Source organism: Acidovorax sp. NN32 (genome assembly GCF_057597245.1).
Genome location: NZ_CP199679.1, coordinates 351,164 through 371,974, shown reverse-complemented (window position 1 = coordinate 371,974; position 20,811 = coordinate 351,164). Strand labels below are relative to the sequence as shown.

Below are 20,811 nucleotides of genomic sequence, written 5' to 3'. Positions count from 1 at the left end.
AAAGGAAGAACTCGCCCACCGGCTTGCGCGTACCGCCGCCTCAGCGATCCAGCTCGTAGTGAAACACCTTGGCAATGATCTGCCAGCGCCCGTCCACGTGGATCAGGGTCAGCAGGTCGGTGAAGTGCTTGGGCAGGATGGCGCATTCCACCTTGGCCAAAGCCGTCACCGGCCCGGCAAACTCGATGGACAGGATGCGCTCCTGCACCGTCTCGCCCCGGCTGGCGGGCGAGGGGCGCTGGTCCACGATGGGGAAATATTCCTCCATGCGCAGGATCACCGCAGGCTCGGCCGTGGCGCAGGCATAGACCGCCTGCGGGTGGAACACGCGGCGCAGGCGCTGTGTATCGCTGTGGCACAGGCCGTCGAAATATTCCTGCAGCACGGCGGCGACTGCGTCAAAGCGCGGGTCACTCATGGCGCGCTCCCGTCGGCGGCGGCGCGAGCGCGCTGGCGGCGCACGGTCACCGTGTCACCGGCCACGCCCCAGTTGTCGGTCTCGACCTCGTCGATCACGACAAAGGTGGTGGCGGGCTCCTTGTTCAGAACGCGCACCAGCAAATCGGTTGCGCCTTGGATCAGCGCCGCTTTTTGCGCACTGCTGACGCCTTCACGGGTCACTTTGATGTTGATGTAAGGCATGGCTATTTTCCTTGGGATGAAGCAATGGCCTCTCAGCCCAGCAACCCTTCGGCCCGCATCGCGGCCTGCACGGCGGGGCGCGCGGCCACACGGCGCAGGAAAGCCTGCAGATGGGCCAGGTCGCTGATATCCAGCTTCACGAACTTGGCCCAACCCAGCACCACAAAAAGGTAGGCATCGGCCGCCGTGAAGTGCTCGCCCGTCAGGTAGGGGCTGTGCTGCAGCTGCGCGTCCAGCCAGTCCATCTTCTTGCGCAGCAGAGCGGCCAGCGTGGCCTTGGCGTTGTCGTCCAGCCCGGCGTGGAACAAGGGCGTGAAGGACTTGTGCAGCTCGGTGCTCACGTAGTTCTGCCACTCCATCACCCGGTAGCGCGCCAGCGTACCGGCAGCGGGCATGAGCTGCGTGGCCTGGGCCTGGTCGGCGATGTACTGCGCGATGACCGGGCCTTCGGTGAGGCGGGAGCCGTCCGCCAGCTCCAGCACGGGCACCTGGCCTTTGGGGTTGATGGCATAAAAATCGCGCCCATCTGCCGTGCGGTGGCGCTCGGTATCGACCTTCTCCAGGTCGAACGTGAGGCCACATTCGCGCAGCAGGATGTGGGGCGACAGGGAGCAGGCGGCGGGAGAAAAGTACAGCTTCATGGGATTGCCTCTGGGGCGTGGTGGAACGATGAAGCGATGGTATTAAGGATGTAAACAGCAATAAACTAGGTGCCAGGAATTTCACTGATTACATGAAGTAATAAACAGAACATGGCGCGCCAATTTGACGACCTGAAGCTGGGCAGCATCGAACTGTTCTGCCTGACCGCGCAGTGGCAAAGCTTCACGGCCGCCGCCCAGGCGGCCGGGCTTACTGCGGCAGCCGTGAGCCGGTCGGTGGCGCGCATGGAGGCACGCCTGGGCGTACGGCTGTTCCAGCGCACCACGCGCCAGGTGCGGCTGACCGACGCAGGCAAGCGCTACTACGAGCAATGCCGCCAGGCGCTGGGCCAGCTGGCCGAGGCAGAACGCGAGCTGTCGGGCCAACAGCAAAGCCCGGCAGGCCTCGTTCGCTTCAGCCTGCCCACCTCCTACGGGCACTGCCGCATCCTGCCCCTGCTGCCCGCATTTGCGCAGGCCTACCCCGACGTGGAGCTGGAGCTGCAATTGAGCAACCGCAACGTGGACTTCACTGAAGAAGGCTTTGACCTGGCCGTGCGCGGTCGAGCCCCCATCGACTCGGGGCTGGTGGCGCGCAAGCTGGAGGACGCCGCCCTGGTGGTGGTCGCCGCCCCGGCGTACCTGGCGCGTTGCGGCACGCCGCATGCCATCGCCGACCTGGCGGCGCACGAATGCATCCAGTTTGTGCTGCCCAGCAGCGGCCAAGCGGTGCCATGGATACTGCGCGACGCCGCCGGGCGCGATGTGGAGGTGCCCACCCAAGGCCACCTGCGCTGCGCCGACGACATTCTGGGCCCCGTGACCCTGGCGCGTGCAGGCGCAGGGCTGCTGCAGACCTACCGTTTCATTGTGGAAGCCGATCTGCACGGCGGCGCCTTGCAGGAGGTGCTGCCCGCCCATGCCGGTGCCTCCCGCCCGTTTTCGCTGCTGTACCCCGCCAACCGGCACATGCCGCTGCGCGTGCGCGTGCTGGTGGATTTCATCGTGCAACGGCTCGCTGGGCAATAAGGCTCCCCGTGACCAGGGCGCAAACAGACGGGTCAGGATGCGGGCGCACCCTCCTCTTGCGCGCCCACGATGGCGTCGAGCAGTTCACTGATGCGCACCGGCTTGCCCAGCACCCGCGCCACTCCCAGGCCCTGCAGATGTTCGACGTCCACTGGGTTGCCACCGCCCGCCAGCACCACCACCCGCGCATCGCGCGGCGTAGCGAACCGACCTTGCCGGAGATCGCTGAGTAGCTCTACGGCCTGTGCGCCCTCTTGGAGGTCCAGGACCATTCCATCAAAAGCATCGGCCGCCAGCAGCGTGCGAGCCCGGCCCACGCTGCTGGCCTCATGGAAATCCACCATGCCGAGATCGCGGGCCACCATGACCATGGTGCGCCGCAGCACGAACTGGGGTTCGATCAGCAGGATTCGGGGCAGCGGCGCGTTCATTCCTCGCCCTCTTGTCCCGCCAAGGTCTCGTTGGCGAGACGGCGCAGTGCATCCAGAATCGACCGCTCCACCCGCCCCAGGGTGCGCGGCACGGTGTCGATCACGCACAGCGTGCCAATGTGGTGCCCCCCCGGAGCGCTGAGCGGCGCCCCCGCATAAAAGCGGATGTGGGGGTCTCCGGTCACCAGCGGGTTGTCGGAAAAGCGCGGGTCGCTGCTGGCGTCCTCGACCACAAACAGCTCATCCTTCAGGATGGCGTGCCCACAGAAAGAGATCTCGCGCGGGGTTTCTGTGGCATCCAGGCCCACACGCGACTTGAACCATTGGCGCTGCCCGTCGACCAGCGTGAGCAGGGCAATGGGCGTACCCAGCTGCTCGGCGGCAAAGCGCGCGAGGCGGTCAAAGCGCTCTTCGGGCGGCGTATCCAGAAGCAACAGAGCGCGCAATGCGTTCAGTCGTTCGTCCTCATCAGCAGGTAGGGGTGCGGGGGTCATGGTGAATCCTGTGTTGGCGGTAGGGTGGTGTTTTGGCAGCTCAGCCCAGCAGATAGGCCATCTGAGCAAGATCGACGACCACCAGATTGGCATGGTCGTCCACCGCGCCTTGTGCATTGATCAGCCCCAGCTCCCCCATGGCACCCATGCGCATGCCGCTGCGCCGAGCGCTGTGAGCGGGCAGCCAGTCGCACAGGCTGCGGATGCCGATGCCGATAGGTGCTGCACTGTCCCCGGGTGCCTGGACGAGCACCGCCAGGAGCGGGTCGGGCGCCGCCGCCGACCGGGCAATGGCGGGCAGGTTGACGACACGGATGGTCTGGTCACGCCAGGCAAGAACGGCCTGCCGCCCCTGGCGAAGATCGTCCCGGGCCTGCGGAGGGATCTCCACCACACCCACAATACCCTCGACCGGAGAGGCATAGCGCTGATCGGCATCGAAGACCAGATAAGGCACGGGCTCGGCGGCGTCTGAAGGTACGGCGCCGTTGCGAGGCGCCGATGCGGCAGGGGCGACGCGGCTGATCGATGCCCCCGGGGTAAGGCTGAACAGCTTGTCCACATCCAGTACCTGCAACTTGCCCAGATCGGGTCTCAGGACCACACCGGCCATCACGGCATCCTCGGGCGTGCGGGCTACCTCGTCGGGAGCCACATCGACAAACTGCTCGCACTCCGAGACCGTCAGCCCAAGCACGAGCGGCCCCTGACCCACCAGCACCATCCACGGTGCCGCCTGGCGATCGCTGGCCTGACGGCCTTGGCTGATGTCCACCAGCGGCAGCTTGCGCTCCCGCCACTGGCCAATGGCCCAGGTGCGGTCATTGCGCCCCAGCGCAAGATCCGTCGCAGGCAGGGGCACCACCTGCTGCACGGCGGCCACAGGCACGGCCCACCGCTCACTCCCGATCAGGAACACCGCGAACCGCTGCGCTCTGGCGCCCGGCCTTTGCACCGCCAACGCCGCTGCGCCCGCAGACCTTGCGGGGGCCAGCTCCGCCACCGCACACCAGGCCTGGGCCAGCCGCATCAGCCGTGCCACTTCCAGAATGCACAGCGTGGGGGCCGCTGCAGACGCAGGCACCACCGACTCGAACAGCTCGTTGTCGTCCGGCGTGTGGTGCAGCCTGCGCACGCCTTCCGCAGCCACCGGCTTCACGCCCAGCACAGCGTCCACGCGAACGCCCACCAGGGCGTCTGCATGCTGCAGCACCAGCAGCCTTGAAGCGCCGTTGTCCTCATCGTCCGCCGCCGACAGCGGCAGCCAGCGCTCCAGCGCCACGATGGGCACGGCCGCACCCGCCACATCGGCGACACCCTGCAACGCGCCACTGCGGCGCGGCAGCACCGTCAGGCCCTGGGGCGGCAGCGGTACGGCCTGGCGAACCTGTTCAATGGGAATGGCGATATCGCAGCCGCCCACACGCACATGCACATGCGGAATCACCGCAGGGCTGGCAGTGGCCGGGGGCGGGTTCAGGTCCTGCATCGCAAGCAAGGCTCAATCCGCCTGGCGCGGGCTGCCACGGCCCTGCAAGTCTTCCAGCAGCCGGGCCACATCCTGCGTCGAATGCTCCTGCTCCTCGGTCGCAATGCGGATCTCGCTGATCGAGCGCGTTGTGGCTTCGACCGCGCCCAGGATGCGCGAGAACGCGGCATCCACCTCCTCGGACAGGCGACTGCCCTCGGCAACGCGGCTGACGGTCTGGTGGATCAGTTTGGCAATCTCGCGCGCGGCGAGCGACGACTTCTCTGCCAGCTTGCGCACTTCGTCCGCCACCACCGAAAAGCCCACCCCTTGCTCGCCAGCGCGCGCGGCCTCGATGGCCGCGTTGAAGGCCAGCAGATGGGTCTGGCTGGAGATCTCGCTGATCGTGTCCACAATTTCATGGATGTCCGAAGATGAACGCTCGATGGCGAGGATCGCGTCCCGCGAACGGCGCACCAGCCCGCTGCCGTCGCCCGCCTCGCGCTGGGTCTGCTCGGCCAGCTCGGTGGAGCGGCCTGCACTGCGCGCCAGCCGCTTGATCGCATCGCTCATGGCATGCAGCACGGCGGTGATGTCCTGCACTTTCTGCGCCACCGCACGCTCGCGCTGCACCTGCGCGGTGATGTCGATCGCGTACTTGACCACCTTGTAGGGGCGGCCATCAACATCGAGGATGGGGTTGTACGTGGCCTGGATCCAGACCTCTGCGCCGTGCTTGCCGATGCGGCGGTAGCGTGCGCTCTGGAACTTGCCCTCGCCCAGATCCGCCCAGAAGTCGCGGTAAGCCCGGCTTTGCACCAGGTCGGGCTCGCAGAACATGCTGTGGTGCTGGCCGCGAATTTCTGCCAGGGTGTAGCCCATGGTGCGCAGGAAGTTCGGATTGGCCACCAGCACGTTACCTTGCATATCGAACTCGATCACCGCTTGCGACAGGCTGATGGCGTCGATCTTGCCCTTGGTCTCGGCGGCCGACGTCATGTCGTGCGTGATGTCGACAGCGAACTTGACCACCTTGTACGGCTTGCCGGTGACGTCCAGGATCGGGTTGTACGAAGCCTGCAGCCAAATCTCTTTGCCCTCCTTGGAAAGGCGGCGATAGCGCCCGGCAAAGAACTCGCCACGGCCCAGGCGCGCCCAAAGGTCTGCATATTCGCTGGAGGCTGCAAACTCGGGTTGGCAGAACATGCGGTGGTGCTGGCCCACGACCTCCTCAAGCCCATAGCCGAAGGTGTCCAGAAAGTTCGTGTTGGCGTCCAGAATCCGGCCCGTCAGGTCGAACTCGATCACAGCCTGCACCCGGTGGATCGCTGCGATCTTGCCCTCAAAGTCTGCCTGCTGTGCCCGCTGCGCGGTGATGTCGGTGGCCAGCTTGACCACACCCACCGTACGGCCCTCGGCATCCCGCACGGGGTTGTAAGAGGCCTGCAGCCAGACCGGCTTGCCCGCCTTGGTGACCCGCAAAAACACATCCTCGCGCACCTGCCCGGCGCGCAGTCCCTCCCACAGTGCCCGGTACGACTCGCTGGCCGTCACCTCGGGCGGACAGAACATGCGGTGGTGCTGGCCCAGGACCTCATTGGCGCTGTAGCCCATCAGGTCCAGAAACAGGCTGTTGGCCCGCAGCACCCGGCCCTCCAGGTCAAACTCGACCACGGCCTGCACATGCTCTAGCGCCGCCAGCAAAGCAGCAGTGCGCGCGGCCTCCTGGGGGGCGGATGGGAGGGTTTCGGTAGAAATGTTCATGGTGAAGTGTCGGTTGGGGCTCCAAGCGCCACGGGCTGATCGCCTGGATGAGGGATTCGGGGTAGAGCCCTTTGCGCTGTGGCGGCGAGCCGCCAGCATCTGGCCGCAAATGCAACCAGATGAAACGCTTGAACGAGTATGGCTTAATTTTGCTTTTCTGGCACAACCAACCCCATGCTCCGGTACCTCACCATCCCCGTCACCGCGTTCCAGCAAAACTGCTCCCTCGTATGGTGCGACGCCACCCACAAAGCCGCCGTGATCGACCCCGGCGGCGACCTGGAGGTGCTGCTGGCAGAGATCCAGCGCCTGGGCCTCACGCTCGAACAGATCTGGCTCACCCACGCCCACATCGACCACGCGGGCGGCACAGGCGAGCTGGCAGAGCGGCTTTCGCTGCCCATCATTGGCCCCCACCCGGGCGACCAGTTCTGGATTGACGGCCTGCCGCAGCAAAGCGCGATGTTTGGGTTTCCGCCCGCGCAGCACTTCACACCCACGCGCTGGTTGGACGATGGCGACACGGTGCAGATCGGCAACGAGACGCTGAACGTGCGCCACTGCCCCGGCCACACGCCCGGGCATGTGGTGTTCCATGCGCCGCAGATCGACCGGGCGTTTGTGGGCGATGTGCTGTTTGCGGGCAGCATGGGCCGCACGGATTTCCCGCAGGGCAACCACCAGCAGCTCATCGACAGCATCACCCAGCGCTTGTGGCCCATGGGCAACCAGACAGTGTTCATCCCGGGGCACGGTCCGGAGAGCACTTTCGGGCGTGAGCGCCAGAGCAATCCCTACGTGGGCGGGACCTGAGACGTGCCTGAAGAGCCTCAGAAACGTCCCGCAGCGCTTCACTGCACATCGCCTCATTAGTATCTTTTTGATAGCTGCCAGCGCTTGATGGACAAGCGCTGGCGGCCAATTTGACTACTACTTTCTCCTTTTAGGAGGTAGCCCCGCCCCACCCAGGCGCCCGCCCGGGGCGGATATGCGCGGCAAAAGCGGCCAGTTCTGCGGACCGCCGATGGTCTGCATGCTTACGATGTATCGTGTTGTAAGCAGCCTGTGGCACCCTTGCCCAGGCTCCATCCGCCCCGCTTTCGCGCCATGAACCCCACCTTCAAGCCACGCCCTCCCCTAGCACCGCAGCGCGGCTCCAGCCTGGCGGGCAAGGCTTACTGGGCCATGGTGCAGCGGGTGGCGCTGACCGCAGCGGCCATTGATGTGGGCTACATCGTGCTGTTTCTGTGGCTGGGCTCGCTGCCGCTGGCGGCCATCAACGTGATCAGCATCGGCATGTACCTGGGCGCATACCGGCTCATACAGAAACGCTACAACGTGGCCGGGCTGTTGCTGATCTGGCTGGAGGTGGTGGGGCATTCGGCATTGGGATCGCTGCTCATCGGCTGGGACAGCGGGTTTCACTACTACCTGCTGATGTTCACTCCTGCCATCGTGATTGCCAATACGCGCGGGTATGCCGCACCGATGGTGCTGGCGTTGCTGGCGTACTACCTGGGCCTGCATGCACTGAGCAGCCACCTGGGTCCGCTCGACCCCCTGCCCGCCCGCAGCGTCAACATCGTGAACTGGGTACACATCTGTCTGGTGTTCGCCATGTCGGCCGCGCTGTCGGCCTTTTACCGCCGCACGATCCTGATCGCGGAGGCCCGCTTGCGCAAGCAGGCCACGCTCGACCCGCTGACTGGCCTGGCCAACCGCAGCCACTTCGAAGCCCTGTCCACCAACGCGCTGGCGCGCAGCCAGCGCGACGGTGCGCCAGTCACCCTGCTGCTGTGTGATGTGGACTTGTTCAAACGGATCAACGACCAATACGGCCACGCCGTGGGTGACGAGGTACTGGTGGCCATGGCCAAAGTGCTGGCCGCCAACCTGCGCGAAGGGGACGTGCTGGCGCGCTGGGGCGGCGAGGAGTTTTTGGCGCTGATGCCCGCCAGCCCGCTGGATGATGCACGCGCCACCGCCGAACGCATCCGCGCCGCCATCGAGCAGACGCCGCTGGACGTGGGCCAGGCGCCCATCGCGCTGACCATGTCGTTTGGCGTGGCCCAGGTGCACAGCGCCGAAGACCTGCAAGCTGCCATTGCACGCGCCGACAAGGCGCTGTACCAAAGCAAGAACGCGGGCCGCAACCGGGTGAGCGTGGCATAGCTCCACGGCAGCCAAATTCTTAGTCAAATTGGCCGCTATCGCTTGCTCATCAAGCGCTAAAAGCTATTAAAACAGTAGCATCAGGATTCCCAGGCACCTTTCGATGGCGCGCCTCTGCCACCCACCCGCCGTCCACGACTACCCGTTGCGCCGCGCCGCCTCGTACAGGCCCTGCACTTTGGGCACATTCACCTCCAGCTCACGGATGCGCGCGGGGCCTGAAGGGTGTGTGGACAAAAACGCCAGCCCGCCCTGCTTGCTGCCGCTGGCGTTGCCCATCTTCTGCCACAGGCTTACGGCGGCCGAGGGCTGGTAGCCTGCGCGGGCGGCCAGCTCCAGCCCCACCAGGTCGGCATCCGTCTCGTCCGAGCGGCTGAACTGCAGCGTGAGCAGCTGCCCACCCAGCCCCGCCGCCGCCTGGCCCAGGTCGCCAAGTCCCAGCAGCTGCGAGCCCAGGCGCAGTGCCAGGTTGGTGCCCTGCGTCTTGGCGATGCGCTCGCGCGCGTGTTCACGCAGGGCGTGGGCCATTTCGTGGCCCATGATCATGGCGGTCTCATCGTCGGTGAGCTTGAGCTGGTCCAGGATGCCGGTGTAGAACGCAATCTTGCCGCCGGGCATGCAGAAGGCGTTGATCTGCGAACTGCCGATGAGGTTGACCTCCCAGCGCCATTGTTTGGCGCGGTCGTTCCACGGCATGGTGTGCGGAATCAGCCGCTTGGCGATGGCGTGCAGGCGCTGCAGCTGCGGGTGGTCGCTGGGTGCCAGCGCGCGCTTGGCCTTGGCCTGCTGCAGCATCTGCTGGTACTGCTGGGCTGCGGAGTTTTCCAGCGTTTCAGCGGGCACCAGCTTGCGCAGGCTGGATGCCGAGCCCACCTCGACCTGCGCGAGCACTGGCGCCGCAGCGCTGGCGCCTGCCGCCAGCAGGAAGGCGCGGCGCGCCGACCACGGGGACGAGGGCGCAACAGAGGGAGCGGGGCAGAAAAGACACATACAAGGCGATCCCAGAAGGAATAATGAGCAGAGCTGGCACCCAACACACCAGAGTCTGCCGCGCAGATGGAGGCCGGCAGACTGGCTACAAGGGTGTGTCGGCGATGATAGACAAAACCTCCGCGCGCCCATGTCAGACACCTCCACCTCATCCGCCCCCAACCTCACCCCGCAAAAGCCGCCCCGCACGCCCTGGCTGCAGACCCTGCGCGTGTACCTGGAGCCCGCCAGCCTGCGCATGCTCACGCTCGGGTTCTCGGCCGGGCTGCCACTGCTGCTGGTGCTGGGCACGCTGAGCTTTCGCCTGCGCGAGGCGGGCATTGACCGCAGCACCATCGGCTACCTGAGCTGGGTGGGCCTGGCCTACGGCTTCAAGTGGGTGTGGGCGCCACTGGTAGACCGGCTGCCGATTCCGCTGCTCACACACGCGCTGGGGCGCAGGCGCAGCTGGCTGCTGCTGTCGCAGGCGCTGATCGTGGGGGGGCTCATCGGCATGGCGTTGGCCGACCCGCGCCAGACCCTGGGGCCCATCGTGTGGTGCGCGTTGGCCGTGGCATTTGGCTCGGCCACGCAGGACATCGCGCTCGATGCGTTTCGCATCGAATCCGCCGACGCCAACCACCAGGCGGCGCTGGCAGCGTCGTACCAGACGGGCTACCGCCTTGCCATGATCTGGGCCGGAGCGGGCGTGTTGTGGATTGCAGCGCGCTCCGAGGTGGCGCCCGCCGTGGGCCAGGCCATCGCACAAGGCGCTGCGGCCTACCAGAACAGCGCGTGGCAAGTGGCGTACCTGGTGATGGCGGCCTCGATGGCCGTGGGCGTGGTCACCGTGCTGTTCTCACGCGAGCCCGCGCCGGTGCAACTGCCCCCTGCGCGCAACGCGGCGGAGTGGATCCAGAGCGCCATGGTGGAGCCGTTTGCCGACTTTCTGCGCCGCTATGGCTGGCACGCGGCGCTCATCCTCGCGCTCATCGCCGTGTACCGCATCAGCGATGTGGTGATGGGCATCATGGCCAACCCGTTTTATGTGGACATGGGCTTCACCAAGGACGAGGTCGCCGCCGTGACCAAGATCTACGGCGTGATCATGACGCTGGCCGGCGCCTTTGTGGGCGGCGTGTTGTCGATGCGGTTTGGCGTGATGCGCATCCTGATGCTGGGCGCCATCCTGAGCGCGGCCAGCAACCTGCTGTTCGCCTGGCTGGCGGGCCACGGACACGACGTGACGGCGCTGATTGCCGTGGTGTCGGCCGACAACCTGGCCAGCGGCATTGCGTCGGCCGCATTCATTGCCTATCTGTCGAGCCTGACGAACGTGAGTTACTCGGCCACGCAGTACGCACTGTTCAGCTCGATGATGTTGCTGCTGCCGAAATTCGTGGCGGGTTTCTCGGGCGATTACGTGAATGCGTTTGGCTATGCGCAGTTCTTCACATCGACGGCGCTGCTGGGGTTGCCGGTGCTGGTGCTGGTGTGGCTGGCATCGCGGGTGCAGGCTCCCCCAGCAACGCAATCCGCACACACGTCCCCTGGCCCGGCACAGACGTGACATCCAGGTGCGCGCCGATAGCCTGCGCGCGTGCGCGCATGTTGGCCAGGCCCTGGCCCCCGGCTGCAGCCGGGCCGGGCATGCCGATGCCGTTGTCGGCGATCTCCAGTACCAGACACGGCGACTCATCATCGGGCTGGCGTACCGGCCCCGGCTGCTGGCGCGCGCTGACCCGTACGCGGGTGGCCTGCGCATGCCGCAGCACGTTGGTGAGTGCTTCCAGCAGGATGCGCTGGATCTGAAGCACCCTGTGCGGTGTGAGGCTGTCCAGCGTGGGCAGTTCTTCGTCCACCTGCCAATCGACCGAGATGCCCGAGGCGGCCAGCCGCGGTTGTAGCCGGTAGCGCAGCGTGGCCAGCACGGTGGCCAGGTCACCGTCCACCGGCTGCATGGCGTCCACGGCCATGCGCAGTTCATCGAGCGCCGCGTGGGCATGCTCACGCAGCGCGGCCCGGCTGGACCGGCCTTTGCCAATGAGGCTGAGCAGCCCCACCAGTTGCGAGCCGACGCCGTCGTGGATGTCGCGCATGATGCGCTGGCGCTCCTGCAGGGCCGCGTGCTGCTCATGCTCCTGCTGCAGGAGCGCGTAGCTGACCTCAAGCTCACGCTCGCGCTGGCGCACCTTCTCGTCCAGGGAATTGCTCAGGGCCTGGTATGCACGCACCTGGCGGGCATAACGACTCAGGATCAGCCAGCCCATGAGCAGCACGAACAGCATGGTGGCCAGGGGAAGATAGGAAGAGCGGCCCACGCTTTCGGTGGACACCCGAATTTCCAGGAAGTCATACAGGCCTGCGCCTATGGGGATGAAGCTGGCAAGACACAACGCTACGGCCTCTGGTTGCCTCACCACCAAGGCTTCGCGGGCCGCCACGGCATATGCCCAGAAAGACGGCACGAACAGCAGCGCCAAGCCAGCAGTCCAACACCAAGGCTTTCCCATACCATAGCCCCCCCAAACCAGCGCGGCCTCGGCCACCACCAAGGCCCAGAAGCACCGCCGGACGCCGATGCCGTCGCGACCCAGCAACGCAAGCGAGAAGCGCACCAGCAGCAGCATGTGCACTGTCAATGAGAAGGCCACGATCCCTCCCCACAGTGGCCAGCCCAGCGGAGGCACTTCCCATAGCCGGTCGCCGTATCGCAGCATTCCAAAAGGTGCACACAGCGCAAAGTAGCCATACACGGGTTCACGGGTCAGATGCCAGAGCCCCCCGGCAATCACACCCGTGAGTGCAAGCGCAAACACCACAGCGACAGCCCCCCACTGCCGCCAGACATAGCGCTCGCGGTACTGCGGCAGCAAGTTGACCTCTGGTCCGAAGCGTGGCGCGGCCAACCCACCCCAACGCACCGGTTGCACCGCCACGCGCACCTCCAGCACCGTGGGAGCGGTGGTGGACAGGAGGCTCGCTGGCACCGGCACCCACAGCGGCGCTTTGGTCGCATCGTGGCGGCTATCGCCCAGAACGCCGCGATGCGCAATCAAGTCGCCCCCAACAAAGATCTCCACCTGATTTCCGACACGAGGAAAAAAGAGCCCCCGAAGAACCCCATCCGACGCAACTGGCGGCAACTCCAGCTGATAACGAGCACGCCCCGCACGACCCGGGTAGACCTTGTCCCAAAGGTGGGGAAGTGTCACTCGACCTGACCATGCCGCGGCACCTTCAGGCTCCAGGTAGGCACGCGCGAACTCAAGGGTGAGAGGCTCCTCCTGCGCGAAGGCCCCGCCACACAGCAGCAGGGACAACACTCCGCTTCCGAAAAACCGGAGAAGCACCGCCAGCGCCCTTTGGAGCAGACCGCCCCTACAAGAGCCCCAGTTGCCGCGCCTCATAGATCGCTTCAGTCTTGGAATGAACCGCCAACTTGCTGTAGATATTCTTGACATGCGACTGGACAGTAGACGCAGCGATACCAAGGATCTCGGCAGTTTCCGAATAGGTATATCCCCGCGCAAGCTTGGCCAGGATATCCCGCTCTCGGGTGGTCAGCGCCTCGACAGCAACCGGTGCGCCCTGCTGCAACGCCACAGGAGACAGTCGTGCCAGCAACTGCCGCGCGATGATGGGCGTCATCGGAGACCCCCCCGCATTCAGACTCAGCACATGTTCAGCCAAGTCGTCTTCCGTCCCGTCCTTCAGCAAGTAGCCGCGCGCGCCCGCCTCGAAAGCCCGCATCATGTTTGCTTCGTCGCCGAACATGGTGATCACCATGATCTCGGTCCCTCGCGACAGCTTCTGGCATTCACGGATCACATCCAGGCCCGATCCATCCGGCAAGCCCAGATCCACCAAAAGGACATCTACGCTGTTCTGGCGCAGCCAAGCCACCATCTCGCCCACCGTGCCCGCAGAGTAGGCCAGCCACAGGCGGTCGGCCCGCGCCAGCGCGTGCTCGAACCGCCGCCGCGTGCGCGGATCGTCCTCCACGATCGCCACGGAGACGTCGCGCCCGGACGGGGCAAGGGGAGGCTCCGGGAGCGTCATGCGGACGGCGGGCTGGCGCCGTGGCATCCCGGCGTAAGGAAGGGGGAATTCATGCTCCGAGCGTAGGGGCAAAGCAGTGCCCACACAAGAAGAAGCTGCGCCTCCTGCGCATGGCATGCGTGCAACACAAGCGGCCCGGGCGGGACCGCGCGGCAGGGCAAGTTTGACCGCGGTCGTACGGCTGCACGGGCTTGGTGGCTTTACGGGAGGTTTACATGGCCGACAACGCACCGAGACAGCCCTTGGCGACCATGAAGCCACCCGCTACTACACTGCCCCCATGAGTTCCCAACTGCTGATGATCGAAGACGACGCCCGCCTCGCACAGATGGTGGGCGAGTACCTGGGCCAGTCGGGCCTGCAGGTCACGCACCGCGCGGACGGCAAGAGTGGCCTGGCGCAGCTGCAGGGACCCGACGCCGGGCCGCTGCCCGACCTCGTGATCCTGGACCTCATGCTGCCCGACATGGACGGCCTGGAAGTGTGCCGGCGCATCCGCTCGTTGCAAGGCCACGCGGCCCAGGTGCCGGTGCTCATGCTCACCGCCAAGGGCGACCCCATGGACCGCATCATCGGCCTGGAGCTGGGTGCCGACGATTACCTGCCCAAGCCGTTTGAGCCGCGCGAGCTGCTGGCCCGCATCCGCGCCATCCTGCGCCGCCGCACCGATGGCGGCAATGCAACGGCGGCCACGCAGGTCCTGCGTTTTGGCACGCTGGAGATCGACCGCGACGCCCGCACCGTGACCGTGGCAGGCGAGCTGGCCGACCTCACCTCCTACCAGTTCGACCTGCTGGTGGCGCTCGCCGAGCGCGCGGGCCGGGTGCTCACGCGCGACCAGATCATGGAGGCCGTGCGCGGCCGCGAGCTGGAGGCGTTTGACCGCTCCATCGACGTGCACATGGGCCGCATCCGTGCCGCCATAGAGGCCGACGCCAAGAACCCGCGCCGCATCCTCACGGTGCGTGGCGTGGGCTACGTTTTTGCGAAACAACAAGACTGACTGGTAGGGCGCGGCCCCGCTGCGGCGCGCACCTCCACTTTTGCTGAATGTCCCTTTCCACCCCCTTCTCCCGCCGTCTGTACCTGCGCATCTGGCTGGCCGTGGTCGGCGGCATCGCGGTGCTGACGCTGACCGTGGGCTGGGCCTGGCGCATGGCTGAGGAACAAAAGGCGCAGAACGCCCAGCCGTTCGTGCCGCCCTCGCGCGAGATGGTGCTGCGCGATCCCAACGGCACGCAGGTGCTCAAGGGCCTGGCCACGCGCCAGCCCAGCGAGCCGGGCGAAGGCATTGAATTCCAGATCCAATCGGACACCGGGCAGGTCTTTCTGCTGCAGATGGCGCCTCGCCAGCCACGCGGCGATCGGGGCGGCCGACCCGGAGGTCCGAACCAGGGCGACGCCGCGTTCTGGACCCGGCCACCGTTCGGCTTTTTGTGGCTGCTGGGCATCGTGGGCCTGGCCGTGGCCGTGGGTGTGTACCCCATCATCCGGCGCCTCACGCTGCGGCTCGAAGCCCTGCAACGCAGCGTGCAAAAGTTTGGCGAGGGTGACCTGTCGGTGCGTGTGCCCGAGCAAGGGCAGGACGAAGTGGCCGACCTCGCGCGCCAGTTCAACGCCGCCGCTGCGCGCGTGGAAACGCTGGTCAAGTCGCACAAATCGCTGCTGGCCAACGCCTCGCACGAACTGCGCTCACCGCTCACCCGCATCCGCATGGGGCTGGAGCTGATGGGCGGGCAGCAGCCCTCGCCCGCGTTCCGTGAGGAAATCCTGCGCAACATTGCCGAGCTGGACCAGCTGGTGGACGAGATCCTGCTGGCCAGCCGCCTGGATGCACGCGAAGCCGATGTGGGTACCGTGGAGCTGGTGGATCTGATCGGCCTGGCCGCCGAAGAGTGTGCACGCGTGGACGCCGACCTGGACGTGAGTTCGGACTCCGTGGACGTGCGCGGCATCCCCAAGCTTCTGCGCCGCGCCATCCGCAACCTGTTGGAAAACGCCCGGCGCTACAGCACCGGCGAGATCACCCTGGTGGTCGAACGCCGCCAGGGCCACGCCGAGGTGCGCGTGTGCGACCGCGGCCCGGGCGTGCCGGTGACCCACCGCGAACGCATCTTCGAGCCCTTCTACCGCTTGCCCGGCGCCAGCGAGCGCGCCGGGGGCGTGGGCCTGGGGCTGGCGCTGGTGCGCTCGATTGCAGGGCGCCACAACGGCACGGTGCACTGCGAGGACCGGCCGGATGGCGCGAGTGGCGCGTGCTTTGTGCTGCGGTTGCCTCTCCCCCAATAGCTATCATATCGATAGCTGCATGCGCTCACTGGATAGGCGCTACAGGCCATTTTTAGCTTAGCTCACGTTCTCCAGCGCCAGGCCATCAGCGCATACAACGCCGCCCCCAGCCCCAGCGCAGCCCCCGCCACACCCAGCGCCCAGTCAAACCCCTGCGCCTGCGAGCCCGCGCGCGCCAAGAGTGCAGCCGCCATGGGCGGCCCCGCGATCTGGCCGATGCCGTACAGCGCGGTCATCAGGCCGGTGAAGCCTGCGCCCGCCTGGGGCCACTGGTGTCGCGCCTCCTGCAACGCAAAGAACGTGATGGCCGTGAAGGGCAGGCCCAGCAGCAGGCTACCGAATGCAAAGCCTGCCGGGCCGGGCCAGAGCAGGCCCAGGCCGATGGCCGCCGCCTGCAGCAGGTAGGCCCCCGCCAGCAGCAGGCGCCGGTCCCGCGCTGGGTGAATGCGCGTGGACAGCAGCGCCCCCAGCGCCACACCCGCGCCGAAGATGGGCCAGAACAGGTCGGGCCAGGCCGAGCCCGAAGGCAGCGCGGCCCGCGCGATCACGGGCAGGAAGGTGGCCGTGACGATGTAGCCCAGGCCGGCCAGGCCATAGGCCAGCGCCAGCAGGGCGCGCTCGGCTGCCGGATGCGGCGCGGGCGGAGGTGGCGCCGTTGCCGCCGTGCTTGCGGCACTTGGCACCACCGAGGAGGCTTCGCTGCCCCGCACCACTGGCCACACCAGCGCGCACAGCAAGGCAGCGAGCACGGCGAACACGGCCCAGCCCGTGGCGGCGCTCCAGCCCGCTGCCACCATGGCGCTGGTGGGCAGGCCGGTGGCGACGATGCCCAGGCCCGGGCCGCAAAAGATCAACCCGCCCAGGGCCGGATGCCCCAGGTGGGCCAGTCGGCCCATGCACCAGTTGGCCGTGCCCAGGAACACCATGGCGCTGGCCACACCGGCCAGCAACCGCATCAGCGGCCACAGCACGGGCCATGGCAGGGCCAGCGCGGCTGTGAGCAGCACCGTGGCCACCAGCCCGCCCCGTACCAGGGCCGCGTTGCCGGGCACCGCGCCCAGGCGCCGACCCAGCCAGGGCAAGGCCATGTACAGCAGCGCACCCCCCAGGTAGCCCGCGTAGTTGGCCGTGGCCAGCCAGCTGCCGGTGGCGATGTCCACCACGCCGTCGTGCAGCATCATGGGCAACAGCGGTGTGAAGGCAAAGCGGCCGATGCCCATGGCGGCCGCCAGCGCGGCCATGCCCGCCAGTGCGACCTGGAGCGCGGAGGAGCCGGTGTCGCCACGGCGGGTGGCTGCAAGCGTGGAAGAAGAAGTGGCCTGGGTCACGGCATTGGGGCGGTTGCGCGGTGGGAGGGTGGGACGGTGGGGGAGTTGCGGCGTCGGATGCGGGGTCTTATGATCTTAGCAAGAGATTGAATTTTTGACATTCATACTTTTTCAAGATGGATAAAGTTTCCCCCCCACTCGATCTGGCCGCCCTCGACATCTTCCGCACCGTGGCGGCAGAGGGTAGCGTCACGCGCGCGGCCGAGCGGCTGCAGCGCGTGCAGTCCAATGTGACCACGCGGGTGCGCCAGCTGGAGGCCGACCTGGGCACCCCGCTGTTCCTGCGCGAGGGCAAGCGCATGGCGCTCACGCCCGAGGGCGAGGTGCTGCGGGGCTACGCTGACCGGCTGCTGGCGCTGGCCGAGGAGGCTCGGCAGGCCGTGCGGCCAGGCCAGCCCACGGGACGCCTGCGCCTGGGCTCGATGGAAAGCACCGCCGCCAGCCGCCTGCCCGCCCCGCTGGCGCAACTGCACCGCCAGTGGCCCGGGGTGGCGCTGGAGCTGTCGACCGCCCCCACGCGCGAACTGCTGGAGCGGCTGCGCGCCCATGCGCTCGACGCCGTGCTGGTGGCCTGGCCGCCAGGGCAGTCGCCCGACCCTGCGCTGGAAGCCAGCCCCGTGTTCGCCGAGGAACTGATCCTGGTGCTGCCCACGGGGCATCCGCCCGTGTCCGGCCCGCAGGATGTGGTGCCCGGCACGCTGGCGGTGTTCGAGCCTGGCTGCACCTACCGGGGGGTGGCGCAGGACTGGTTCGCAACCCGCACCCCGCCCATGCAGACGCTGGAACTGGGCTCGTACCACGCCATCCTGGCCAGCGTGGCGGGGGGTGGCAGCGTGGGCATCGTGCCACGCTCGGTGCTCCAGCTCTCGCCCCACGCCGCGCTGCTGGCCCAGCACCCCCTGACCACCCTGCAGACGCTGCTGGTGTGGCGCCACGGCTACCGGTCCGCGGCGCTGGATGCGCTGCAGCAAGTGCTGCGCGACTGACAACCCTTCTCTTCTTCCCTTTTTTAGCGAACGGAACGCCACCATGCCCCACCCCAGCCTGCGCACCGCCCTCTCCCTGCGCCTGCCCATCATCCAGGGGCCCATGACGGGTGCCGACACCCCGGCGCTGGCTGCCGCCGTGTCTGCGGCGGGCGGGCTGGGCACCCTGGGCTGCGGCATGCGCTCCCCCGCCGCCATGGCCGAGGCGGCGGCCGAGGTGCGGCGGCGCACCGACCGGCCCTTCGGGCTCAATCTCTTCGTGCAGGACACGCCCGCGCCCGATGCGGCCACGGTGGAAAAGGCCGTGGCCCGTCTGGCGCCGCTGTATGCGGAGTTCGGCCTCACGCCCGCCGTGCCCGCGCGCTGGTGCGAGGACTTTGCGGCCCAGTTCGACGCCCTGGTCGAAGCGCGCCCGGCCGTGGCGAGTTTTACCTTCGGCATCCTGAACGCCGCGCAGGTCGAGCGGCTGCACAGCGCGGGCTGCACCGTCATCGGCACGGCCACATCCGTGGCCGAGGCCGTGGCCTGGGCCGATGTGGGCGCGGACGCGGTGGTCGCATCGGGCATGGAGGCGGGCGGCCACCGGGGCACTTTTTTGGCCACGGGCCGTCTGCAGGCCGAAGGCCTTGCGCCCGCAGAAAAGGCGCCTGCCGCCAAGGGCCCCTCGCAGGCCGACTTTGCGGCGTCCATGGTGGGCACCATGGCCCTCATCCCGCAGTGCGTGGATGCGCTGCGCCCCCGGGGCGTGGCGGTGATCGCGGCCGGCGGGATCATGGACGGGCGAGGCATCGCCGCGGCGCAGGCTCTGGGCGCCGAGGCGGTGCAGATGGGCACGGCCTTCCTGGCCTGCGACGAGTCGGGCATCGGCCCGGCCTACCGTGATGCGCTGGCCCACGCCACCGGCACGGACACGCGTACCACCCGCGTCTTCTCGGGCCGCCCGGCGCGTGGCATCGTCAACACGATGCTGCAGCGGCTGCACGCGCACGAGGCCGATGTGCCAGCCTACCCGGTGCAGAACGCCCTCACCGGCGCGCTGCGCCGGGCGTCTGCCGAGGCAGGGCGGGCGGACTACCTCTCCCTGTGGGCCGGCCAGGGCGTGGCGGCGGTGCGCCCCATGCCAGCGGCGGCGCTCGTGGCGGTGCTGGAAGCGGAATGGCGCGCCGCGCTGGCAGCCGTGAGAGCGCAGGGCGTGGAGCAGCCATAAAATGCTATTATTTTGATAGCATTTAGCGCTTTATGGATAAGCGCTTGAGGCCAATTCGGCTAAGCATTAGACCGCACCAGTCAGCCACACGTGTGCCGAGCCATCTGACCAGGTGTGCACCCTGGCGTAGACAGGCTCAGCCCGAACGGCCGGGGGTGGGGAGACGGGCGCGGCGTCAAAATCCGCGCGGTCCCAACACCAGTGCACCCGTGGAACCGGCTTTGCCGGGCCACTGGGTGCGTCCCCCTGCGGGGGAAGGCGCGCAGCGCCTCAGGGGGGTTTCAGTTCTTCCAGGGCAGTTCGCGCGCAGGCCCCTGGATGACGGGCGGCTGGGCGTTGATCTTCTCGCCCGCCAGCACGCGCTCGTACATGCGCAGGTAATTGCGGGCCATGCGCTCGGCGCCGAAGTGATCGACCACATGCTGGTGGCAGGCGCGGGCGTCAAAGCGGTTGTTGCGCACCGCCTCGGCCAGCACGGAGGCTTCGGCCGACAGCACGCCGCAGTGCACCGGCACCAGCTCGGGCAATGCGCCGTAGGGCGTGGAAAACACCGGGCAGCCGAAGTACAGGCTTTCGATCACGGCCAGGCCAAAGGGCTCGTGCCAGCGCACCGGAAAGATCAGCCCGCGCGAGGCATTGAGCAGGCTGGTCTTCTGCGTGCCGCCCACCATGCCGTGAAAGTGGATCTTGCGCGACAGCGTCCAGCGAAAGCCGCGCTTGAAGTTGATGCGGTCTCCGCCCAGCACGTCCAGCTCCACGCCAGCCATCTTGGCCACCTTGATCGCGCCGCGCACGTTCTTCACGCCCCAGGCCGCCTTGCCCAGAAAGTGGTAGTGGGGCCGTGGGCGGTCAAAGTCCACAGGGCCATAGCCGCTCCAATCGAGTCCGTTGTAGACAAACTCGGTGGAACCGTAACGCGCGGCGTGGTCACGCGAGAGGAACACGGTGTTCAGCGGCAGCGGCTTGGGCTTGCGCGCGTTGCCGTGCTCGGTGACCAGATAGGGCCGGCTCAGCTCGGTGCGGGGGTTGAACTGGAAATGCGCAATGTCCACATCGGCCGGGATCTGGCCCTCCCAAGGTGCGTCGGGGCGGATGGGCAGCACATGGCCGAAGTCGCAGCTGGACCCGTCGGGCACCAGATAGCTCACGCGGTGACCCAGCTGCACCAGCGTCTTGCCCAGATCCCAGATCACACGCTCGGTGCCGCCGTAGCCGTAGACGGGGATGGGGGAGTTGTTGATGAGCAGGATGTGCATAGGGAAATCTTTCGTCTCAGTTTTCCATGGCGCTACGCGACACCCGCAGACCATGAAACTGGCGCGGCCCAAG

20 protein-coding genes are annotated in these 20,811 nt (G+C 67.3%); 8 read left to right on the top strand and 12 right to left on the bottom strand.

What is annotated here, in order from left to right:
- Window positions 1-40: 40 nt before the first annotated feature.
- The 3 genes from ACT89O_RS01725 to gstA are packed head-to-tail and all read right to left on the bottom strand — an operon-like array spanning window position 41 to window position 1,283.
- Entirely contained in the window at window positions 41-418 is a 378-nt protein-coding gene (locus tag ACT89O_RS01725) for a nuclear transport factor 2 family protein (RefSeq protein WP_057271025.1), read from the bottom strand.
- Window positions 415-642 carry a tautomerase family protein gene (locus ACT89O_RS01720; RefSeq protein WP_487261661.1) on the bottom strand — a complete coding sequence of 76 codons (228 nt, stop codon included), beginning with the start codon at window positions 640-642 and terminating at the stop codon, window positions 415-417. The genes ACT89O_RS01725 and ACT89O_RS01720 overlap by 4 nt, the downstream gene beginning before the upstream one ends.
- A 32-nt stretch (window positions 643-674) precedes the next feature.
- Window positions 675-1,283, bottom strand: a complete 609-nt coding sequence (gene gstA / locus ACT89O_RS01715) for a glutathione transferase GstA (protein WP_306553998.1) — start codon at window positions 1,281-1,283, stop codon at window positions 675-677.
- A gap of 111 nt (window positions 1,284-1,394) precedes the next feature.
- Here gstA and ACT89O_RS01710 point away from each other — a divergent pair, with 111 nt between their 5' ends.
- On the top strand, window positions 1,395-2,312 hold the full coding sequence (locus ACT89O_RS01710) for a LysR substrate-binding domain-containing protein (protein ID WP_487261660.1): 918 nt from the start codon (window positions 1,395-1,397) through the stop codon (window positions 2,310-2,312).
- Window positions 2,313-2,344: 32 nt separating this feature from the next.
- Here the strand turns inward: ACT89O_RS01710 and ACT89O_RS01705 are convergent, their stop codons facing one another.
- The 4 genes from ACT89O_RS01705 to ACT89O_RS01690 are packed head-to-tail and all read right to left on the bottom strand — an operon-like array spanning window position 2,345 to window position 6,469.
- On the bottom strand, window positions 2,345-2,743 hold the full coding sequence (locus tag ACT89O_RS01705; RefSeq protein WP_487261659.1) for a response regulator: 399 nt from the start codon (window positions 2,741-2,743) through the stop codon (window positions 2,345-2,347).
- Window positions 2,740-3,237: a GAF domain-containing protein gene (locus ACT89O_RS01700; protein WP_055400728.1), complete on the bottom strand. Its 498-nt coding sequence runs from the start codon at window positions 3,235-3,237 to the stop codon at window positions 2,740-2,742. The genes ACT89O_RS01705 and ACT89O_RS01700 overlap by 4 nt, the downstream gene beginning before the upstream one ends.
- A 40-nt stretch (window positions 3,238-3,277) precedes the next feature.
- A complete protein-coding gene (locus ACT89O_RS01695; protein WP_487261658.1) occupies window positions 3,278-4,726 on the bottom strand; it encodes a CheW domain-containing protein in 1,449 nt (482 codons plus the stop codon).
- A gap of 12 nt (window positions 4,727-4,738) precedes the next feature.
- Window positions 4,739-6,469 carry a methyl-accepting chemotaxis protein gene (locus ACT89O_RS01690; RefSeq protein ID WP_487261657.1) on the bottom strand — a complete coding sequence of 577 codons (1,731 nt, stop codon included), beginning with the start codon at window positions 6,467-6,469 and terminating at the stop codon, window positions 4,739-4,741.
- Window positions 6,470-6,643: 174 nt separating this feature from the next.
- On the opposite strand from ACT89O_RS01690, the gene ACT89O_RS01685 reads away from it, so the two are divergent.
- Together ACT89O_RS01685 and ACT89O_RS01680 are read left to right on the top strand one after the other, a co-directional pair.
- Entirely contained in the window at window positions 6,644-7,282 is a 639-nt protein-coding gene (locus ACT89O_RS01685; protein WP_487261656.1) for an MBL fold metallo-hydrolase, read from the top strand.
- Window positions 7,283-7,576: 294 nt separating this feature from the next.
- The gene (locus ACT89O_RS01680; RefSeq protein WP_487261655.1) at window positions 7,577-8,641 is read left to right on the top strand and encodes a GGDEF domain-containing protein; all 1,065 of its coding nucleotides are present in this window, start codon (window positions 7,577-7,579) and stop codon (window positions 8,639-8,641) included.
- 138 nt (window positions 8,642-8,779) lie between these two features.
- Here the strand turns inward: ACT89O_RS01680 and ACT89O_RS01675 are convergent, their stop codons facing one another.
- Entirely contained in the window at window positions 8,780-9,631 is an 852-nt protein-coding gene (locus tag ACT89O_RS01675; RefSeq protein ID WP_055401567.1) for a M48 family metallopeptidase, read from the bottom strand.
- 130 nt (window positions 9,632-9,761) lie between these two features.
- Between ACT89O_RS01675 and ACT89O_RS01670 the strand changes: the two genes are divergently transcribed.
- A complete protein-coding gene (locus tag ACT89O_RS01670) occupies window positions 9,762-11,180 on the top strand; it encodes an AmpG family muropeptide MFS transporter (RefSeq protein ID WP_487261654.1) in 1,419 nt (472 codons plus the stop codon).
- Here the strand turns inward: ACT89O_RS01670 and ACT89O_RS01665 are convergent.
- Window positions 11,062-12,693 (bottom strand): sensor histidine kinase, encoded by a 1,632-nt coding sequence (locus tag ACT89O_RS01665; protein ID WP_487261653.1) that lies wholly within the window; start codon window positions 12,691-12,693, stop codon window positions 11,062-11,064. The two genes, ACT89O_RS01670 and ACT89O_RS01665, sit on opposite strands and share 119 nt — an antisense overlap.
- Window positions 12,694-12,991: 298 nt before the next feature.
- Window positions 12,992-13,672, bottom strand: coding sequence for a response regulator (locus tag ACT89O_RS01660; protein WP_487261652.1), 681 nt, complete (start codon window positions 13,670-13,672; stop codon window positions 12,992-12,994).
- Between the two features lie 280 nt (window positions 13,673-13,952).
- Here ACT89O_RS01660 and ACT89O_RS01655 point away from each other — a divergent pair, with 280 nt between their 5' ends.
- Window positions 13,953-14,675 carry a response regulator transcription factor gene (locus ACT89O_RS01655; protein WP_055401574.1) on the top strand — a complete coding sequence of 241 codons (723 nt, stop codon included), beginning with the start codon at window positions 13,953-13,955 and terminating at the stop codon, window positions 14,673-14,675.
- A gap of 47 nt (window positions 14,676-14,722) precedes the next feature.
- Window positions 14,723-15,961 (top strand): HAMP domain-containing sensor histidine kinase, encoded by a 1,239-nt coding sequence (locus ACT89O_RS01650; protein ID WP_176887909.1) that lies wholly within the window; start codon window positions 14,723-14,725, stop codon window positions 15,959-15,961.
- A 62-nt stretch (window positions 15,962-16,023) separates the two neighbouring features.
- Here the strand turns inward: ACT89O_RS01650 and ACT89O_RS01645 are convergent, their stop codons facing one another.
- Window positions 16,024-17,202 (bottom strand): YbfB/YjiJ family MFS transporter, encoded by a 1,179-nt coding sequence (locus ACT89O_RS01645; protein ID WP_487262805.1) that lies wholly within the window; start codon window positions 17,200-17,202, stop codon window positions 16,024-16,026.
- A 203-nt stretch (window positions 17,203-17,405) separates the two neighbouring features.
- Here ACT89O_RS01645 and ACT89O_RS01640 point away from each other — a divergent pair, with 203 nt between their 5' ends.
- Together ACT89O_RS01640 and ACT89O_RS01635 are read left to right on the top strand one after the other, a co-directional pair.
- Window positions 17,406-18,275: a LysR substrate-binding domain-containing protein gene (locus tag ACT89O_RS01640; protein WP_487261651.1), complete on the top strand. Its 870-nt coding sequence runs from the start codon at window positions 17,406-17,408 to the stop codon at window positions 18,273-18,275.
- Between the two features lie 43 nt (window positions 18,276-18,318).
- A complete protein-coding gene (locus ACT89O_RS01635; protein WP_487261650.1) occupies window positions 18,319-19,482 on the top strand; it encodes an NAD(P)H-dependent flavin oxidoreductase in 1,164 nt (387 codons plus the stop codon).
- A gap of 281 nt (window positions 19,483-19,763) precedes the next feature.
- Here ACT89O_RS01635 and ACT89O_RS01630 read toward each other — a convergent pair whose 3' ends face one another.
- Window positions 19,764-20,738, bottom strand: a complete 975-nt coding sequence (locus ACT89O_RS01630; RefSeq protein WP_487261649.1) for a glycosyltransferase — start codon at window positions 20,736-20,738, stop codon at window positions 19,764-19,766.
- Window positions 20,739-20,811: the final 73 nt, after the last annotated feature.

Bases quoted from the DNA above. Each gene is read 5' to 3' on its own strand.
- ACT89O_RS01725 (WP_057271025.1), bottom strand. From the start codon at position 418: ATGAGTGACCCGCGCTTTGACGCAGTCGCCGCCGTGCTGCAGGAATAT.
- ACT89O_RS01720 (WP_487261661.1), bottom strand. From the start codon at position 642: ATGCCTTACATCAACATCAAAGTGACCCGTGAAGGCGTCAGCAGTGCG.
- gstA (WP_306553998.1), bottom strand. From the start codon at position 1,283: ATGAAGCTGTACTTTTCTCCCGCCGCCTGCTCCCTGTCGCCCCACATC.
- ACT89O_RS01710 (WP_487261660.1), top strand. From the start codon at position 1,395: ATGGCGCGCCAATTTGACGACCTGAAGCTGGGCAGCATCGAACTGTTC.
- ACT89O_RS01705 (WP_487261659.1), bottom strand. From the start codon at position 2,743: ATGAACGCGCCGCTGCCCCGAATCCTGCTGATCGAACCCCAGTTCGTG.
- ACT89O_RS01700 (WP_055400728.1), bottom strand. From the start codon at position 3,237: ATGACCCCCGCACCCCTACCTGCTGATGAGGACGAACGACTGAACGCA.
- ACT89O_RS01695 (WP_487261658.1), bottom strand. From the start codon at position 4,726: ATGCAGGACCTGAACCCGCCCCCGGCCACTGCCAGCCCTGCGGTGATT.
- ACT89O_RS01690 (WP_487261657.1), bottom strand. From the start codon at position 6,469: ATGAACATTTCTACCGAAACCCTCCCATCCGCCCCCCAGGAGGCCGCG.
- ACT89O_RS01685 (WP_487261656.1), top strand. From the start codon at position 6,644: ATGCTCCGGTACCTCACCATCCCCGTCACCGCGTTCCAGCAAAACTGC.
- ACT89O_RS01680 (WP_487261655.1), top strand. From the start codon at position 7,577: ATGAACCCCACCTTCAAGCCACGCCCTCCCCTAGCACCGCAGCGCGGC.
- ACT89O_RS01675 (WP_055401567.1), bottom strand. From the start codon at position 9,631: ATGTGTCTTTTCTGCCCCGCTCCCTCTGTTGCGCCCTCGTCCCCGTGG.
- ACT89O_RS01670 (WP_487261654.1), top strand. From the start codon at position 9,762: ATGTCAGACACCTCCACCTCATCCGCCCCCAACCTCACCCCGCAAAAG.
- ACT89O_RS01660 (WP_487261652.1), bottom strand. From the start codon at position 13,672: ATGACGCTCCCGGAGCCTCCCCTTGCCCCGTCCGGGCGCGACGTCTCC.
- ACT89O_RS01655 (WP_055401574.1), top strand. From the start codon at position 13,953: ATGAGTTCCCAACTGCTGATGATCGAAGACGACGCCCGCCTCGCACAG.
- ACT89O_RS01650 (WP_176887909.1), top strand. From the start codon at position 14,723: ATGTCCCTTTCCACCCCCTTCTCCCGCCGTCTGTACCTGCGCATCTGG.
- ACT89O_RS01645 (WP_487262805.1), bottom strand. From the start codon at position 17,202: ATGGCCGCGCTGGCGGCCGCCATGGGCATCGGCCGCTTTGCCTTCACA.
- ACT89O_RS01640 (WP_487261651.1), top strand. From the start codon at position 17,406: ATGGATAAAGTTTCCCCCCCACTCGATCTGGCCGCCCTCGACATCTTC.
- ACT89O_RS01635 (WP_487261650.1), top strand. From the start codon at position 18,319: ATGCCCCACCCCAGCCTGCGCACCGCCCTCTCCCTGCGCCTGCCCATC.
- ACT89O_RS01630 (WP_487261649.1), bottom strand. From the start codon at position 20,738: ATGCACATCCTGCTCATCAACAACTCCCCCATCCCCGTCTACGGCTAC.